Consider the following 15828-nt stretch of genomic DNA (forward strand, 5'->3'; position numbering starts at 1 on the left):
TTGGTGCATCGTGTAGGCGCCCTGGGGACACCCTCACAAGTTTTTTACTACTTCACCAGCAAGGCGTTGATCGCCTCAATGTCCTGCTGCGTCAGCGTGCCCGCCGCCTGGCGCAATTTCAGCGTGCCGAGCAGCACGTTGTAGCGGGCCTGGGCCAGGTCGCGCTTGGTCTGGAAGAGCTGGCTTTGGGCATTGAGCACGTCGATGTTGATGCGCACGCCCACCTGGTAACCGAGCTTGTTGGCATCGAGCGCACTCTGGCTGGAGGCTTCGGCAGCCTCCAGGGCCTGCACCTGGCCCTGGCCGGATTGCACGCCAAAGAAGGCGGCCCGCGTGGCCTGGGCCACGTTGCGGCGCGTGGTCTCCAGGTCGGCGCTGGCCTTTTCTTCCAGCGCCAGGGTTTCCTTCACGCGGTTTTGCACCGCAAATCCGGCAAACAGCGGCAGATTGAAGGCCACGCCCACGCTGGCGCTGTTGGTGCGGTTGTTCACGCCGGGCGCCGTGATGGTGCCGTTCGGGTTGCGCGTGACGTTGTAGCCCACCTGCAGGTCCAGGGTGGGCAGGTGGCCGGTTTCGGCCTTTTTGGTTTCAAGGCGGGCAATGTCCAGCGCGATGGCGGCCTGGCGCACGCCGGGCTGCTGGTCGCGTGCGGTGTCCACCCAGGTGGTCACGTTGTCGGGCTGCACCGTGGGCAGTTGCACGGGCAGCGCCAGCGGCTGGGGCTTGGTGCCGGTGATGCCCACCAGCTGGTCCAGTGCCAGGCGTTTCACGCGCAGGTCGTTTTCGGCCGCGATTTCCTGGGCCACCACCAGGTCGTAGCGGGCCTGGGCCTCGCGCGAATCGGTGACGGTGGTGGTGCCCACCTCGAAGTTGCGCTTGGCGGAGGCCAGTTGTTCTGACACGGCCGCTTTTTGCGCCTGCACGAAGGTCAGGGTGTCCTGCGCGGCCAGCACGTCAAAGTAGGCCTGACTCACGCGCACCAGCAGGTCTTGCGTGGCGGCGTCCAGCTGCGCCTGGGCCACGTCAATGCCGCGCTGGCCTTGCTCCAGCGTGATGCGGTTGGCGGGGCGGTACAGCGGTTGAGAGGCCTGCACGCCCACCGTCTGCGTGGTGCCGGTGTTCTCCACAGGCGGGCGGCTCAGTTCCACATTGGCGCGGCTGAGTCCGGCCGTGAGCGCGGCGCTGGGCAGCAGGCCGGCGCGGGCCTGGTCGGCGCGGCGGGATGCTGCGTCAAGCTGGGCTCGGGCCGACTGCCAGGTCGTGTCATAGGTGCGTGCCGATTCCACCAGCTCCAGCAGGCTCTGGGCGTGCGCCGGGGCGCTCAGCGCCGCGCCGAGCGCCAGGGACAGAAGTGACAGGGAGAGGGGCCGGTGCGGAGTCATGGGGGTCCTTCGGAAGAGTCTGCGGTTCGATGGGAGAGCGGGGTGCCAGGGGCGTGATCAATAGCGGGGCACGGTGGGGTCGTTTTCGTGCGACCAGGCATCAATGCCACCGGTGATATTGGCCAACTGTTCAAACCCGTTGTGTTGCAGGAACGATGCCACCCGCAGGCTGCGTGCGCCGTGGTGGCACAGGCACGCAATGGGGCGGGCGGGGTCCAGCTCGGCCAGTCGCCCGGGCAATTCGCCCATGGGGATGGCCACCAGTTCAAACCCGTCGGCGCGCACGCTGGCGGTCTGCAGCTCCCAGGGTTCGCGCACGTCCAGCACCAGGGGCTGGCTGCCTTCGGGTGCGGCGGCAAACCAGGCAGACAGCTGGGCGGGGCGGACGTGATCGATCATGCAGAACTCCGAAGAAAGCCGAACAACAGGGTCAGAACGTAAAGCCGGAAGGTTCGGGGAAGTTCACCAGGCGCGGGGCGATGGTGTCCCAGGGCGAGGTGGTTTCGAAACGGTCGCCGGTGCGGCGGGTCAGGGTGAAACGCATCACGGGCTCGCCCCCCACGATGGCGCCCAGGCGGCCGCCGTCACGCAGCAGCGCAAGCAGGGAGGTGGGCACTTCGGCCACCGAGCCGCTCAGTACGATCACGTCGAACGGGCCGTCGGGAATGGCGTCGCGGGCGCCGTCGTTCAGGCGCACATCGGCGTTTTGAACACCCGCGTCGCGCAGGTTCTCACGGGCCATTTCGGCGAGTTCGGGGTTGATTTCGAGCGACACCACACGTTCGGCGCGGGCGGCCAGCAGGGCTGCCATGTAGCCCGAACCTGCACCGATCTCCAGCACGCGGTCTGTTGGCTGGATTTGCAGGTCTTGCAGGATGCGTGCCTCGACGCGCGGCTGCAGCATGCTGTGGCCCAGGCGCACGGCCTCTTCGGCGTCGTTACCCAGCAGGGGCACTTCGATGTCCATGAAGGCCAGGCTGCGGTAGGCCGGGGGAACAAAGTCTTCACGGCGGACCACCGCCAGCAGGTCGAGCACGTCAGCGTCGAGCACATTCCAGGGGCGGATCTGCTGCTCGATCATGTTGTAGCGGGCCTGGGCAATAGGGTCGCTGATGTTGGCGGACGTGTTCAGGGGCAGGTTCATGGGATTTCTCCGTGGGGCAGATGCAAGGCCGATCGGGACGATCAGGACAAACCTTCGATTTTAGGCGCTGCCGGGGCGCGCCCCATCTTGCGAAGGGCCCACTGGGCCAAGTCGTCCATGTAGCAATACACCACCGGCACCACCACCAGGGTCAAGAGGGAAGAGGTAATGACCCCGCCGATCACAGCCTGGCCCATGGGCGCGCGCTGCTCCGAGCCTTCGGACAACGCGAACGCCAGTGGCACCATGCCGAAGATCATGGCCAGAGTGGTCATCAGGATCGGGCGCAGCCGCACCCGGGCAGCCAGCAGCAAGGCGTCGGCACGGGGCAGGCCGGGCACGGTCTGGCCCTGGTCGTTCACGTGCTCCTCGCGGGCACGGATGGCAAAGTCCACCAGCAAGATGGCGTTCTTGGTGACCAGCCCCATCAGCATCACCACGCCAATGATGGAGAACATCGACAGCGTGGAGCGGAACATCAACAGCGCCAGCACCACGCCAATCAGCGTAAGCGGCAGCGAGGTCATGAGCGCCAGCGGCTGCAAGAAGCTCTTGAACTGGCTCGCCAGGATCATGTAGATGAAGATGATGGCCATGGCCAGCGCCGAAATGGCGTAGCCAAAGGACTCGGCCATGTTCTTGGTGGAGCCGCTGAACTGGTAGCGATAGCCGGGCGGGAAGCTCACTTCCTCCAGCGCCTTCTTGATGTCGTTCGACACTTCACCGGCCGAGCGCTTTGCCACGTTGGCGTTCACCGCCACTTCGCGGGTCAGGTCGCGGCGGTTGATCTGGTTGGCGCCGGTGGATTCGGTCACGCTCGCTACCTGGTTCAGGCGCACGATGCGCGTAGTGCCGTCGGTGGCCGCCAGGGCAAAGGGCAGGCGCTCCAGGTCGGCGGGCTGGGTGCGGGCTTCGGGGGCCAGGCGCACGTTCACATCGTAGGTCTGGTCATCGGGGGCACGCCAGTTGCCCACCGTGGTGCCTGCCACCAGGGTGCGCAGCGATGCTGCCATGGGCGCCACGGACAGGCCCAGGTCCGACGCCACGTCGCGCTTGACCTCCAGGGCGATCACCGGCTTGTTGGGCTTGGCGCTGGTGTCCGGGTCCACAAGCCCGGGAATGTCGCGGATTTTTTCGGTGACCACCTTGGTCAGGCGCTCCAGTTCCTGCAGGTCGGGGCCTTGCAGCGAGAACTCCACCTGCTTGTTGCCGCCCACGGCGTCCAGCAGGCCCACGTGGGTGATGGTGATGCCGGGCACGGTCTTGAGGCGTTCCCGCAGCACGTCGGACATCTGGTCCACGCTGCGGCTGCGGTCCTTGCGGTCCACCAGGCGCACGTAGATGTTGGCGTAGATCTTGCCCTGGGCGCTGCCGGTGTTGATGGTGGCCAGTGTGTAGCGCACCTCCGGCATCTCGCGCAGGATGCCCTCCACCTGTTGTGCCTTGGCCTCGGTGGCCTCCAGCGACGAACCCACGGGGGTGTAGAAATTGAGCGAGGTTTCGGAGAAGTCGGCCTTGGGTACGAACTCGGTGCCCAGCAGCGGCACCATGAAGATGCTCAGCACAAAGATGGCCAGCGCAATGGCCATGGTGGTCAGCTTGTGCACCAGCGACCACCGCAGGATGCGCTGGTAGCCCTCGGCCAATGCATCGGTGGCACGGTCGAACCAGCCTGTGACGCGGCCAATGGTCTTGTCGTAGAAGGTGACGGGCTCGATCTTCTGGCCGTGGGCATGGATGCTCGGGTCGTGCCAGATGCTCGACAGCATGGGGTCAAGCGTGAAGCTCACAAACATCGAGATCATCACCGCCGCCACGATGGTGATGCCGAACTCGTGGAAAAACTTGCCGATGATGCCGCCCATGAAGCCAATGGGCATGAACACCGCCACGATGGACAGCGTGGTGGCCAGCACCGCCAGGCCAATCTCCTGCGTGCCGTCCATGGCGGCTGCGTAGGCGCCTTTGCCCATCTGCACGTGGCGCACGATGTTCTCGCGCACCACGATGGCATCGTCGATCAACAGGCCCACGCACAGGCTCAGCGCCATCAGCGTGATCATGTTGATGGTGAAGCCGAACATGTTCATGAACAAGAACGTGCCGATCAGCGCAATGGGCAGCGTCAGCCCGGTGATCACGGTGGAGCGCCAGGAATTCAGGAACAGGAACACGATGAGCACCGTGAGGATGGCGCCCTCGATCAATGTCTGGCGCACGTTGTTCACCGCCACGCGGATCGGGCGGGCGCTGTCGCCAATGGTCTCCAGCCGCACGCCGGCGGGCAGCTGGTTCTTCAGCTCCACCACAGCGGCGTTCAGGCCGTCCACCACCTCGATGGTGTTTTCGCCCTGCGACTTCTGCACCGACAGCAGCAACGTGCGCTGGCCGTTGTACAGGGCCAGGCTTTCCACCTCCTGCGCGCCGTCGTTGACGCGGGCCACCTGGTCAAGCCGGACCGGCGCTCCGTTCTTGCGGGCGACGATGATCTTGCCGAAGTCCTCGGGCCGCTCCATGCGGGCGTCGATCTGCACCACGCGCTCCTGCGCGAGGGACCGGATGGAGCCCACGGGCAGGTCCTGGTTCTCGTTGCGCACGGCCTGCGCCACCTGGTCGGGGGTCACGCCAAACGCTTCGAGCGCCTGCGGGTTCAGGTAGATGTTGATCTCGCGCTTGGTGGCGCCCACCAGGTTCACGGCGCCCACGCCGCGCACGTTCTCCAGGCGTTTCTTCAGAATCTGCTCGGCCCAGGTGGTCAGCTCGACAGCGCTGCGACCGGATTTTTCGTCCGGCAGCACCGCCAGCGACCACACGGCGCGACTGGCCGGGTCAAAGCGCAGCACGCGGGGTTCCTTGACCTCGGTGCGCAGCAGGGGGCGCACAGTGGCCACCTTCTCGCGCACGTCCTCGGCGGCCTTGCGGCCGTCGATGTGGAGCTGAAACTCGATGATGACAACGGCCGTGCCTTCGTAGCTGCGCGAGGTCAGGGCGTTGATGCCTGCAATCGAGTTGACGCCTTCCTCGATCTTCTTGGTGACTTCGCTCTCGACGATTTCCGGCGACGCACCGGGGTAGTCCACGGTGACCACGACCACCGGGAAGTCGATGTTCGGAAACTGGTCAACCTTCAGGCGCTGGTAGGAGAACAGGCCCAGCACGACGATGGCAAGCATCACCATCGTGGCGAACACGGGGTTTTTGAGGCTGACTTTGGTGAACCACATGGCGGGTCGGGGTAGTCAGGGTGATCAGGGAGCAGCGCGGGATGCCGCTGCCAATGCAGGTGCAGCAGCGGCTGTCGCAGCTGATGCAGCCACCGCCACGGCCGTGCCCTCGCGCAGCAGGCCGATCCGGCCCGCAATCACCACCGTGCCTTCGGGCACACCTTCGACCGCCACCAGGGTCTGGCCGCTCACCACCGCGCGGGTGCCGGTCTTGACGGGTGCATAGACCACGCGGCCATCTTTCAAGGTTTGGAGGTAGGGGGCGGGCTTGTCGGTGCGCACGGCGTCCAGCGGCACGGCCAGCACATCGGCCCGCCCAGTATCGAGCGTTCCCTGCACAAACAGGCCTTGCCGCAGTGGCGTGGCGCCGGGGGCTTGCTCTACCCGCAGGTAGACGGGCACCGTGCGGCTGCCTGCCTGGGCGCTGGGGTTGATGCGCACCACGGTGGCAGGCACCGGGGCTGGCATGCCCTCAATGGTGAGCTGCGCCTTCTGGCCCACCTGCACCGCCACGGAATCCGCCGGGTTGAGCAGCGCTTCCAGCTCGAGCCGCGACAGGTCCACCACCTCGATGATGCGGGCGTCCACTGCCACGCGCTCGCCCGGCTGGGCCAGGCGCTGCGCCACCAGCCCGCTGATGGGGCTCTTGAGCACGGTGTCCTCCAGCGCCTTGCGGGCCACATCAGCGGCGGCCATTGCGGCCTGGTGGTTGGACTGCGCAGATTCGAGGCTGGCTTGCGAGGTGACCAGTGCCGTGGCCGAGATAAAGCCCTGGTCCACCAGCGCGCGGTTGTTGGTGTACTGGCGCTGGTTGATATCCACCTGGGCTTTGGCGGCGTCGGCCTGCTGCTGCGCCTGGCGCAGGCGGGCGCGGGCTTCGGTGGGGTCGATGCGGGCCACTTCCTGCCCGGCCTTCACGCTGTCGCCTTCGCGCACCGTCAGCCCCTGCAACTCACCGCCCACGCGCGCCTTGACCATGGCCGAGTCCACCGCCCGCAAGGCGCCCGATACGGGCACGCCAAGCGCCAGGTTCTGCCGCCGCACCGGCAACACCTCTTGGGCTGCCAGATGCAGCGGCGCCTGGGCGCGCTGGGCCGTGGTTTCGGCCAATGCCTTTTGCTGCGCCTGCCGCGCCGCCATGGCCCGCCACACGCCGCCGCCGAGCAAGACAACAACGACGGCTGCCACCATCCAGGGAATCCAGCGTTTCATGGTCAGGAGCCGCGTGAGGGCGGCGCAGAAAAAGTGTGAGAGGGGGAGGGCACGGGAGAAGAAGGGTCGGGCCGCACCAGCAGCCCGTTCAGCACATTGTCGATCTGGGCATCGATGTACAACTCAGGCCGCAGGCCCAGCGAGTCTGGAATGCAGGCCCCCACCGAGTGCTTCCACATCATGAGGAAGATCATGGGCGCCAGAACCACATGCACGATGTAGTCCAGTGGCACGGGGCGGAATTCGCCGCGCTCGATGCCGCGTTCGACGATGCGGCGGATCAGCGCCTGCCCCGGCAGAATCACCTCCTGCTGGTAGAACTCGGTGATCTCCGGGAAATTCTGGGCCTCGCTGAACATCAGCTTGGTGATACCCGAGGCCTTGGTGGCGCCTATGCGCTCCCACCACACCTGGTAGCAGTACCGCAGCAGATCGCTGGTGGTGCCCACAAAGGAATCCAGCTCATCCCGCCACTCTTCAAAACGGCCCGCGATGTTCTGGCGCACCACCGCCTTGAAAAGCTCTTCCTTGCTGGGGAAATACAAAAACAACGTGCCCTTGGAGACGCCTGCACGGGCCGCCACTTCATCCACCCGTGTCGCGGCAAACCCTTTTTCGACAAACAGGTCCAGCGCGGCCTCCAGCAGCTCACCCGGGCGGGCTTCCTTGCGGCGCTCGCGTTTGGTGCCGACGGAGGCGGTGGGGGGAAGGGAGGTGGAAGGCAAGGAAGGGCTTCGTTAATGACTGACCGGTTAGTAATGTAGCAAGCACGGGATAGGGCGTCAATTCATAATGGTCAAGTTTGAACCCGAGGACCACCATGACTTTGCAAACCATCACCCTGGGCGGCGGCTGTTTCTGGTGCACGGAGGCGGTCTTCGACCGCGTGCGCGGCGTCACCGACGTGGAAAGCGGCTACACCAACGGCCACACGCTGAACCCCAGCTACGAACAAATCTGCCGGGGCGACACCGGCCACGCCGAGGTGGTGCGCCTGACGTTTGACGCCGACGAGATCAGCCTGCAAGAGGTGTTGGAAATCTTCTTCCATACCCACGACCCGACCACCCTCAACCGCCAGGGCAACGACGTGGGCACCCAGTACCGCAGCGGCATCTATTACGAAGACCCTGCGCACGGTGACATTGCCAACGACATGATTCGCCAGATGTCGCAAGACAAGCTGTTTGGTGCGCCGATCACCACCGAGGTGAAGCCGCTGGACAACTACAGCACGGCCGAGGCGTATCACCAGGACTACTTTGCGAACAATCCGAACGCGGGGTATTGCGCGTTTGTGGTGGGGCCGAAGGTGGAGAAGTTTCGCAAGACGTTTGCGCGGTATTTGAAGAGTTGATAGACCGCCGAGCAGTCTTCTCGGCAGCAAAACCAACACGGGTCCAAGCCAATGGATAGATTAACTAGTCAATCTATCCATTGGCAGTCGGGTGGAGCAAATAAAGCCCCAGCCCCAGCGCGCATATTATTCCCGCCAAGACGATGGCTCCCATTTTGTGTTGCAGATGATCTACGGCGTCAAACGCTTGCCAATGACCTTGCACAGCCAGTCGATGGCGCTTGAAGACCAGATATACGCAATAGGTATTGGTGGCAATGGCTATCAAGGCAAAACCAAGCTTGGCGTAGAGGATCGGGTTTGTTGTGGCGGTAGCCAGCAGCATTGCACCTGTAGCCAGAACCATGATGAAGGTGGGTATTTCAATGAAAATATCCACGCGCTTGTGAAGTGCCGAAAGAATGAGTTCCTTGTCACGACCTTGACCCAACAACGCGCGTTCAAAAAGGGCTTCGGTAAGAACACAACCGAGCCAAAGACCGACAAACGTGAGATGAAGTGGTAATAGCAGTGCTTGCATTTTGGTTGGACCTTATCCAGACGGTATTCAACTCAATATGTCGAATGAAGTGAACGATTGGGGAAATTAGGAATTATGGTCAGGGCTTGAGCCTCACAATTGATATGCATCACGGGCATGCTATGAGGCGCACCTGAAAGAAGCAGCCAAAAGGTCCGCCCAACCTGAGGCGCTTCTCTGTGTTGAACGGCTCCATCGCCAACCATGTCGCTGTAGCCGTCAGGCCTCTGCCATTTCATTCAGAGGTTTCAGTTGGTGGAGGGTCAGCACGAAGGCATAATGCAAACCAATTGCGTTACAGGCATCACCTGCCGCCGCATCTCGCCATGCCCTCCACCCCATCTTCTTCATCCCTACACCACCAGCCCTGGTCGCTCCCCCCGGGCATGCGCGCCACCCGTGCCACGCGGGCGCTGGCGGCGCTGTACGAGGCCCGGCCTGACGCGGCGCTCTCCGAACCCGAAGTAGAAGCCGCCCTCGCCACCGCTGGCGCTCCCGTCAACAAAGTCACCGTTTACCGCATGCTCGACCGCTTTGCCGCTGCAGGCCTGCTGCACAAGCAGGTGGACGCTGCCCGCGTGACCCGGTATGCACTGGCACCCCAAGGCGAAGAGGGCGCAGCCCCCAGATTCGAATGCGACGATTGCCACCGCCAGTTCCGCCTCTCGCAGGGATCGGCCAAGGTGCAGACCGCCCTCAAGCAGGTGCTGCAGGCGCTGGCCACGGCCGGGCATGAGAGCCTGGCGGTGGACATTGCCGTGCACGGCCGATGTGCTGAATGCGCCCACCCGGCCGGGGGCGCTGCCGCATGATCCGCACCCGAGGCCTTTCCTACACCTATGCCACGGGCGGCGCCGCGCCGCTGCGCTTCCCCGATGTGGACCTGCGCCAGGGGGGCACCTTGTTGCTGCGCGGGCGCTCGGGCTCGGGCAAGTCCACCTGGCTGGCGCTGATGGCCGGGCTGCGCGGAGCCAGCGGGGGCGACCTGTTTGTGGCGGGCACGCAGCTGGGCACGCAGCGCGGGGCCGAGATTGATGCCTGGCGCGCGCGCAGCATTGGCTTTTTGCCGCAAAAGCTCTACCTCAGCAGCGCGCTCACGGTGGCGGACAACCTGGCGCTGGTCTACTTTGCAGCCGGGCTGCCGCGTGACGATGCGGCCATCCACCGCGCGCTCACCCAAGTGGGCGTGGCCGAACTGGCCGCCCGCAAGCCGCACCAGCTCTCCGGCGGGCAGGCGCAGCGCGTGGCGCTGGCGCGGGCCGTGCTGCTGGCGCCGCAGGTGCTGCTGGCGGACGAGCCCACGGCCAGCCTGGACGACGAGGCCGCCGCCGACGCGCTGGCGCTGCTGCAGCACAGCGCCGCCGCCTGCGATGCCAGCCTGGTGATTGCCACGCACGACCAGCGTGTGGTGCAAGCCCTGGCCGGTGTGCAAACGCTGGATTTGAATGAAATTGCCCCCCAGCGCTTGATGGATAAGCGCGAGCAGCTATGAATTCAGGAGTCTTCAAACTGGCCCGCCTGTCGTGGCGCTACCTGTGGTCCCGCCCGCTGGCCGCGGTGCTGAACCTGCTGGTGCTGACGCTCGGCCTGGCCGCCATCACGCTGGTGCTGCTGGTGGCCACGCAGCTCGACAAGGCGTTTGAGCGTGATTTGAGCGGCATCGACCTGGTAGTGGGCGCCAAGGGCAGCCCGCTGCAGCTCATCCTGGCGGGCGTTTTCCATATTGATGTACCCACGGGCAACATCCCGCTGCAAGAGGTGCAGACACTGCAGAAGAACCCGCTGGTGGCGCAGGTCATCCCGCTGAGCCTGGGCGACAGCTACCAGGGTTTTCGCATCGTGGGCACCACGCCCGACTACGTGGCGCACTACGAGGCAACGTTGGCTGAGGGCGCACTGTGGCAGCAGCCCATGGACGCGGTGCTGGGCGCCAGCGCGGCGCGCGGCATTGTCAAAAGCAGCCATGCGGGCGCACCGCTGGTGGGCGCCACCTTCATCGGCAGCCACGGCCTGGGTGGGGGAGGGCACGCGCACGGCGACCACCCTTACCGCGTGAGCGGCGTGCTGGCGCCCTGCGGCTGCGTGCTGGACCGGCTGATCCTGACCAGCACCGAATCCGTCTGGATGGTGCACGAGACCGCCACGGCCACCGATGCCGAAGACCTGGAAATCTTGAAAGAAGAGCGCGAAGTGACCGTGGCCCTGGTGCGCTACCGCACGCCCATGGCCGCCATCACGCTGCCGCGCCAAATCAACAGCGACACCGCCATGCAGGCAGCGGCGCCCGCCATCGAGGTAACCCGCCTGATGCGCCTGCTGGGCGTAGGGGCCGACGTGCTGCGCGCCTTTGGCGGCGTGCTGCTGGCGGTGGCCGCACTGAGCGTGTTCATCGCGCTGTGGAACGCCGTGCGCGAGCGCCGTGCCGATCTGGCCATGCTGCGCATGCTGGGCGCGCCCCCGGGCCGCGTGGCGGGGCTGGTGCTGTGGGAGGCCCTGTGGCTGGCCGCGATGGCGTCTGTTCTGGGCCTGCTGCTGGGCCACGGCCTGGCCCATGGCCTGGGCTGGGCACTGCAGGCGCAGGGGCTGCTGCCTGTCACCGGCCTCATCTGGCTGCCCGCCGAAGCGGGTGTGCCGCTGATGGCCGCCGGTGTGGCGGCGCTGGCGGCGCTGCTGCCCGCCATGCAGGCGTACCGCACGGACGTGGCCGACCTGTTAAGCCAGCCCTGATGCAGCCATCGAGTTCTGTCCTCTAAAAACCGTCCCCCAACCAATCTGAAAGGCCTTCCATGAAAAAGCTCCTCACCGCACTCGCCCTGGCCCCCATGCTGCTCGTCGGCGCCCTGGCGCACGCCCAGGCCCACAACGACAAAGAGACCAAAGAAGACATCGCCCGCCACCGCGCCATGGCCGCCGCCCACGAGGCCGCCGCCAAGTGCCTCGAATCCGGCAAGGGCGAGGACGTCTGCCAGAAGGAACTCCAGGCTGCCTGCAAGGGTCTGGCGATTGGCAAATACTGCGGCATGAAGCACGCGCACTGAGGCGATGGGCCTCCAGGCCCGCTACCATTTCTGAAAACGCTACAGATCAGGTTTCCCGCCATGGCAATCCACCCCGCTCACCGTCATCCAGCTGCACAACCCGATGCCGGAGCCAGCCGCACCCGCACTGCCCGGCGCGCCTGTGCGATGGTGGTGCTGGCCTGGACTGGGGCCGTACTCGCACAGTCGCCGACCGCTGCGCCCACGGGCAAACCAGCGCCGGGGGAATTTGAACGCGCGACCGGAAAAACGCCCGGTGCCGCGCCCACCACCGCACCCGCGCTCTCGTCTCCTTTGCCTGCGGGCGCGGGCACCGCCATGCCATCGGGCGTTGCGTCGGGCAGCGGGGCGGGCTACCACAGCCCCAACAGCCCCATTGCGCCGCTGCCCCAGCGCAATGACGTGGTGCCGTGGTCCGTGCTGACCGACCTGACCAAAAAGACCACCAAGGACGGCATCCTGCCCGTGTTCAACGACGCGCAAAAGGGCATGGACAAGACCACGCAGCGCATCCAGGGCTTCATGGTGCCGCTGGATGCCAAGCCCACGCAGACCCACTTTCTACTTACCTCCGTGCCAATGACCTGCTCGTTCTGCACGCCGGGCGGGCCAGAGAGCATGGTCGAGGTCAAGGCCAAGACTCCCGTGCGCTATTCGCTGGAACCGGTGGTGGTGGAGGGCAAGTTCACCGTGCTCCCCAACGACCAATATGGCCTGTACTACCGCGTGGTGGACGCGGTGCCCGTGAAGTAATTCCTCCGCCTTTTTCCCCGATCCCGCTGCCTTCCTTGTTCCTCTTGTGACCCCGTTGTTTCCAACCCCACTGGCCGCCCTGTGGCGCCGCCTGCGCCAGCAACTGCCCGCGCAGGCCGCCCTGGCGTGGCTGCTGCTGGCGCTGGTGGTGGTGCCCACGCTGGGGCGCCTGCACCAAGTGGAGCATGCGGGGGCGCTGGAGCAGATGCGTGCCGGCCACGCGGTGCAAGCTGCGCAACAAGCCGACGCACACCACAGGCTCGCAGCCGCTTCGCTGGCAGCGGATGAGGACGCGGCCCCGTCCACCGAGGCAGACCACACCCACGGGCTGCTATCACTGCTCCTGGTCCCCCACGCGGCCGTGGACTGCCTTTTGCTCGACCAGCTTGCGTTGGGCGATGCACTGCACAGCGCCCCCTCGGCGCTGCCCACCCTGGTGCCCGCGCAGGCATCGCCGGTACAACATGCCGGGCGCTCTACGGCCCCGCACGTTGCGCTGTTCCAGGCGCGTGGCCCGCCCACGGCCTGACCGCAGCAAATCGCCTACGCGCCCACCGCATCGCGGGCAGGGCCGCCAACACCTTGCCCGGCCTTGCAGGGCTGCGCTACCGCGCTTTGCCCATTTACTCCTGATTTCATAGCTGCTCGCGCTTGATAGACAAGCGCTGGCGGCCATTTTTAGTCAAATTTTCATGCCCAGGGCGTGGAAGCCATGTATCTGCGTGCCGGCCCCGCCATCACCGGTCATGTCCCACGCCCCTGCGCATGCGTACCCGCAAACGCTCAAGCACCCGTTGCCACACCGCACCATGACCCACACCACATCCCAACCTCGCCGCCCCGTTGCTGTTCTTCGCGCCCGTCCCACCCTCCACCCCGTGGCCCTGGCCGCCATGCTGGCGCTGACGGGCACCGGCGTGGCGCACGCGCAAGCCGCGCCGGTGGCAGCACCTGCCGATAACAGCGCTGCGGCCCCCGCCAGCCTGCCCGCCGTCACCGTCTCGGCCAGCGGCCTGCAACTGGGCGCCAATGAGATGACCACGCCGGTCACCGTGCTGGAAGGCGACGAACTCGTGCGCCGCCGTGAGGCCACCCTGGGCGAAACGCTGAACAGCGAGCCCGGCATCACCAGCAGCCACTTCGGCGCCGGTGCCAGCCGCCCCATCATCCGCGGCATGGACGGCCCGCGCGTCAAGGTGCTGAGCGACGGCGCCGAGCTGCACGACGCCTCCACCATCAGCCCCGACCACGCCGTGGTATCCGAGCCACTGCTGGCCACACAGATCGAAGTGCTGCGCGGCCCCTCGGCCCTGGTCTACGGCAACGGCGCCGTGGGCGGCGTGGTCAATGTGCTCGACGGCAAGATCCCCACGGCTGTCCCGCAAAAGGGCTACGAGGGCAGCGCCGAGCTGCGCGCCAACTCCGGCGCGCGTGAAAAAGCAGGAGCCTTCTCGCTGACCGGCGGCGCTGGCAACCTGGCCGTGCATGTGGAAGGCGTGGCGCGCGATGCGGGCGACTACCGCGTGGGCAAGGGCTGGGCGCCCGAGGGCGAACCCACCCGCAAGGTGCTGGGCAGCTTCAACCGCACCGACACCGGCAGCGTGGGCCTGTCGTGGGTGGGCGAGCGCGGCTACCTGGGCGCCGCCTACACCCGCCAGACCGCCAAATACGGCCTGCCGGGCCACAACCACAGCTTTGAAGGCTGCCACACGCACGGCGACCACCTACACTGCGGCGCCCACGAAGAGGAGGAAGACGGCCACGACCACGGCGCCGAAGAACATGGCGACGTGCCTGTGGTGGACCTGCGCAGCGAACGCTTCGACATCCGCGGCGAGCTGCGCAACCCCTTCGCCGGCGTCTCGGCCTTGCGCCTGCGCGCGGGCGTGACGGATTACGTGCACGACGAAGTCGAAGACGGCGCCATCAGCACCACCTTCAAGAACAAGGCCTACGACACCCGCATCGAGCTGCAGCACGAGCCCATTGCAGGCTTCAAGGGCCTGATCGGCCTGCAGACCTCGCAGCGAAAGTTCAGCGCCGACGGCGAAGAGGCCTACGTGGAGCCCACCATCACCCGCAAGCTGGGCTTCTTCGCGCTGGAGGAATACCGCCTGGGCGACTGGCGCTTCGAAGCCGCCCTGCGCCACGACCGCCAGACGGCCGAAGCGCAAACGAGCGGCATCGAGCGCAGCCACAACGGCACCTCCGCATCGCTGGGCGCGGTGTGGAAGTTCACGCCCGGCTACCAGGTCGGCACCTCGTTCACCCGCGCCAGCCGCGCCCCTTCGGCCGAAGAGCTGTATGCCAAGGGCCTGCACATGGCCACCAGCACGTATGAACGCGGCAACGCCGACCTGAAGTCCGAGATCTCGCAGAACATCGACGTGAGCCTGAAGAAGACCAGCGGCGACACCACCTTTGGCGTCAGTATCTTCCGCAACCGCATCAACAACTACATCTACGGCCGCACGCTCGATGAAGTCGATGGCCTGCAACTGCTGCAATACAGCCAGGCCGACGCCACCTTCACCGGCATCGAAGGCCAGGTGCGCCAGCGCCTGAACCGCAACCTGGGCATCACGCTGTTCGGCGACACCGTGCGCGCCACGCTCGACTCAGGCGGCGGGCGACTTCCCCGCATCCCCGCCACCCGCGCGGGCATCCGCCTGGACGCCAACTGGCAAGCGTGGGAAGGCCAGGTCGAATGGGTCCAGGTGGCCCGCCAGAACCGCGTGGCCGAGTTTGAAAGCGCCACCCCCGGCTACGGCATGCTGAACCTGGGTGTCAGCTACAACGGCCAGTTCAGCAGCGGCGCGCCGTGGCAGGTGTACCTGAAGGCGAACAACCTGACGGACCGCCTGGCGTATGCGCACACCTCGTTCATCAAGAATGCCGCGCCGTTGATGGGCCGCAATCTGACGGTGGGGGTGAAGGTGGCGTTCTGACGGGTGAAGCCGTCGTGATGTGAGCGAGCCAGCGGCGGAGGACGGCGTTGCTGGCTCGCACATCTGGCGGCCCCAAACCACCCAAACCACCGAGTCCAAAGGTGACTTGGATGCATGCCATACTCGCTTTGACGTGGTTGATTTTTCGATCCGTCAAGGCGACGCTGCCTCTGTCCCGGTGATGGCGCGCACCCGATTCGGAAATGGGATTGGCTCCGCAGCAGGCCGCCCAACGCAGGGTTGCGCGACG

General features: G+C 65.9%; 15 protein-coding genes. 8 read left to right on the forward strand and 7 right to left on the reverse strand.

Going from position 1 to position 15828, the window contains the following annotated elements:
- Positions 1-47 precede the first annotated feature (47 nt).
- The 6 genes from LPA35_RS04480 to LPA35_RS04505 are packed head-to-tail and all read right to left on the reverse strand — an operon-like array spanning position 48 to position 7687.
- Positions 48-1382, reverse strand: a complete 1335-nt coding sequence (locus tag LPA35_RS04480) for a TolC family outer membrane protein (RefSeq protein ID WP_121420153.1) — start codon at positions 1380-1382, stop codon at positions 48-50.
- Positions 1383-1439: 57 nt separating this feature from the next.
- Positions 1440-1781 (reverse strand): rhodanese-like domain-containing protein, encoded by a 342-nt coding sequence (locus LPA35_RS04485; RefSeq protein ID WP_121420154.1) that lies wholly within the window; start codon positions 1779-1781, stop codon positions 1440-1442.
- A 31-nt stretch (positions 1782-1812) separates the two neighbouring features.
- Entirely contained in the window at positions 1813-2526 is a 714-nt protein-coding gene (locus LPA35_RS04490) for a protein-L-isoaspartate O-methyltransferase (RefSeq protein ID WP_121420155.1), read from the reverse strand.
- A gap of 41 nt (positions 2527-2567) precedes the next feature.
- Entirely contained in the window at positions 2568-5750 is a 3183-nt protein-coding gene (locus LPA35_RS04495) for an efflux RND transporter permease subunit (RefSeq protein ID WP_228895328.1), read from the reverse strand.
- 24 nt (positions 5751-5774) lie between these two features.
- Positions 5775-6962 (reverse strand): efflux RND transporter periplasmic adaptor subunit, encoded by a 1188-nt coding sequence (locus tag LPA35_RS04500; protein ID WP_228895331.1) that lies wholly within the window; start codon positions 6960-6962, stop codon positions 5775-5777.
- Between the two features lie 2 nt (positions 6963-6964).
- Entirely contained in the window at positions 6965-7687 is a 723-nt protein-coding gene (locus LPA35_RS04505; protein WP_121420158.1) for a TetR/AcrR family transcriptional regulator, read from the reverse strand.
- Positions 7688-7782: 95 nt separating this feature from the next.
- Between LPA35_RS04505 and msrA the strand changes: the two genes are divergently transcribed.
- A complete protein-coding gene (gene msrA, locus LPA35_RS04510) occupies positions 7783-8319 on the forward strand; it encodes a peptide-methionine (S)-S-oxide reductase MsrA (protein ID WP_228895333.1) in 537 nt (178 codons plus the stop codon).
- 73 nt (positions 8320-8392) lie between these two features.
- On the opposite strand, the gene LPA35_RS04515 is transcribed toward msrA, so the two are convergent.
- Complete coding sequence (locus LPA35_RS04515) at positions 8393-8839, reverse strand: hypothetical protein (protein WP_055401882.1); 447 nt, start codon at positions 8837-8839, stop codon at positions 8393-8395.
- A gap of 386 nt (positions 8840-9225) precedes the next feature.
- Between LPA35_RS04515 and LPA35_RS04520 the strand changes: the two genes are divergently transcribed.
- From LPA35_RS04520 to LPA35_RS04550, 7 genes are all read left to right on the forward strand, one after another.
- Positions 9226-9651 (forward strand): Fur family transcriptional regulator, encoded by a 426-nt coding sequence (locus LPA35_RS04520; RefSeq protein WP_218301203.1) that lies wholly within the window; start codon positions 9226-9228, stop codon positions 9649-9651.
- Positions 9648-10331, forward strand: coding sequence for an ABC transporter ATP-binding protein (locus LPA35_RS04525; RefSeq protein ID WP_218301083.1), 684 nt, complete (start codon positions 9648-9650; stop codon positions 10329-10331). The genes LPA35_RS04520 and LPA35_RS04525 overlap by 4 nt, the downstream gene beginning before the upstream one ends.
- Positions 10328-11566: an FtsX-like permease family protein gene (locus LPA35_RS04530; RefSeq protein WP_218301084.1), complete on the forward strand. Its 1239-nt coding sequence runs from the start codon at positions 10328-10330 to the stop codon at positions 11564-11566. Before LPA35_RS04525 ends, LPA35_RS04530 begins: the two co-directional genes overlap by 4 nt.
- A 59-nt stretch (positions 11567-11625) precedes the next feature.
- A complete protein-coding gene (locus LPA35_RS04535; protein WP_218301085.1) occupies positions 11626-11877 on the forward strand; it encodes a hypothetical protein in 252 nt (83 codons plus the stop codon).
- A 147-nt stretch (positions 11878-12024) separates the two neighbouring features.
- On the forward strand, positions 12025-12630 hold the full coding sequence (locus tag LPA35_RS04540; RefSeq protein ID WP_121420164.1) for a DUF3299 domain-containing protein: 606 nt from the start codon (positions 12025-12027) through the stop codon (positions 12628-12630).
- A 46-nt stretch (positions 12631-12676) separates the two neighbouring features.
- Positions 12677-13159 carry a hypothetical protein gene (locus LPA35_RS04545; RefSeq protein WP_228895335.1) on the forward strand — a complete coding sequence of 161 codons (483 nt, stop codon included), beginning with the start codon at positions 12677-12679 and terminating at the stop codon, positions 13157-13159.
- A gap of 280 nt (positions 13160-13439) precedes the next feature.
- Complete coding sequence (locus tag LPA35_RS04550; RefSeq protein ID WP_370641366.1) at positions 13440-15578, forward strand: TonB-dependent receptor domain-containing protein; 2139 nt, start codon at positions 13440-13442, stop codon at positions 15576-15578.
- The last annotated feature ends 250 nt before the right edge of the window (positions 15579-15828 follow it).

It is taken from the genome of Acidovorax sp. Leaf73 (assembly GCF_916855635.1).
Taxonomy (GTDB): Bacteria; Pseudomonadota; Gammaproteobacteria; order Burkholderiales; family Burkholderiaceae_C; genus Acidovorax; species Acidovorax facilis.

What these genes read in the sequence shown, in the direction of transcription:
- LPA35_RS04515 (WP_055401882.1), bottom strand. Translation starts at nt 8,839, where the DNA reads ATGCAAGCACTGCTATTACCACTTCATCTCACGTTTGTCGGTCTTTGG.
- LPA35_RS04495 (WP_228895328.1), bottom strand. Translation starts at nt 5,750, where the DNA reads ATGTGGTTCACCAAAGTCAGCCTCAAAAACCCCGTGTTCGCCACGATG.
- LPA35_RS04540 (WP_121420164.1), top strand. Translation starts at nt 12,025, where the DNA reads ATGGTGGTGCTGGCCTGGACTGGGGCCGTACTCGCACAGTCGCCGACC.
- LPA35_RS04525 (WP_218301083.1), top strand. Translation starts at nt 9,648, where the DNA reads ATGATCCGCACCCGAGGCCTTTCCTACACCTATGCCACGGGCGGCGCC.
- LPA35_RS04550 (WP_370641366.1), top strand. Translation starts at nt 13,440, where the DNA reads ATGACCCACACCACATCCCAACCTCGCCGCCCCGTTGCTGTTCTTCGC.
- LPA35_RS04480 (WP_121420153.1), bottom strand. Translation starts at nt 1,382, where the DNA reads ATGACTCCGCACCGGCCCCTCTCCCTGTCACTTCTGTCCCTGGCGCTC.
- LPA35_RS04490 (WP_121420155.1), bottom strand. Translation starts at nt 2,526, where the DNA reads ATGAACCTGCCCCTGAACACGTCCGCCAACATCAGCGACCCTATTGCC.
- LPA35_RS04500 (WP_228895331.1), bottom strand. Translation starts at nt 6,962, where the DNA reads ATGAAACGCTGGATTCCCTGGATGGTGGCAGCCGTCGTTGTTGTCTTG.
- LPA35_RS04520 (WP_218301203.1), top strand. Translation starts at nt 9,226, where the DNA reads ATGCGCGCCACCCGTGCCACGCGGGCGCTGGCGGCGCTGTACGAGGCC.
- LPA35_RS04530 (WP_218301084.1), top strand. Translation starts at nt 10,328, where the DNA reads ATGAATTCAGGAGTCTTCAAACTGGCCCGCCTGTCGTGGCGCTACCTG.
- msrA (WP_228895333.1), top strand. Translation starts at nt 7,783, where the DNA reads ATGACTTTGCAAACCATCACCCTGGGCGGCGGCTGTTTCTGGTGCACG.
- LPA35_RS04485 (WP_121420154.1), bottom strand. Translation starts at nt 1,781, where the DNA reads ATGATCGATCACGTCCGCCCCGCCCAGCTGTCTGCCTGGTTTGCCGCC.
- LPA35_RS04535 (WP_218301085.1), top strand. Translation starts at nt 11,626, where the DNA reads ATGAAAAAGCTCCTCACCGCACTCGCCCTGGCCCCCATGCTGCTCGTC.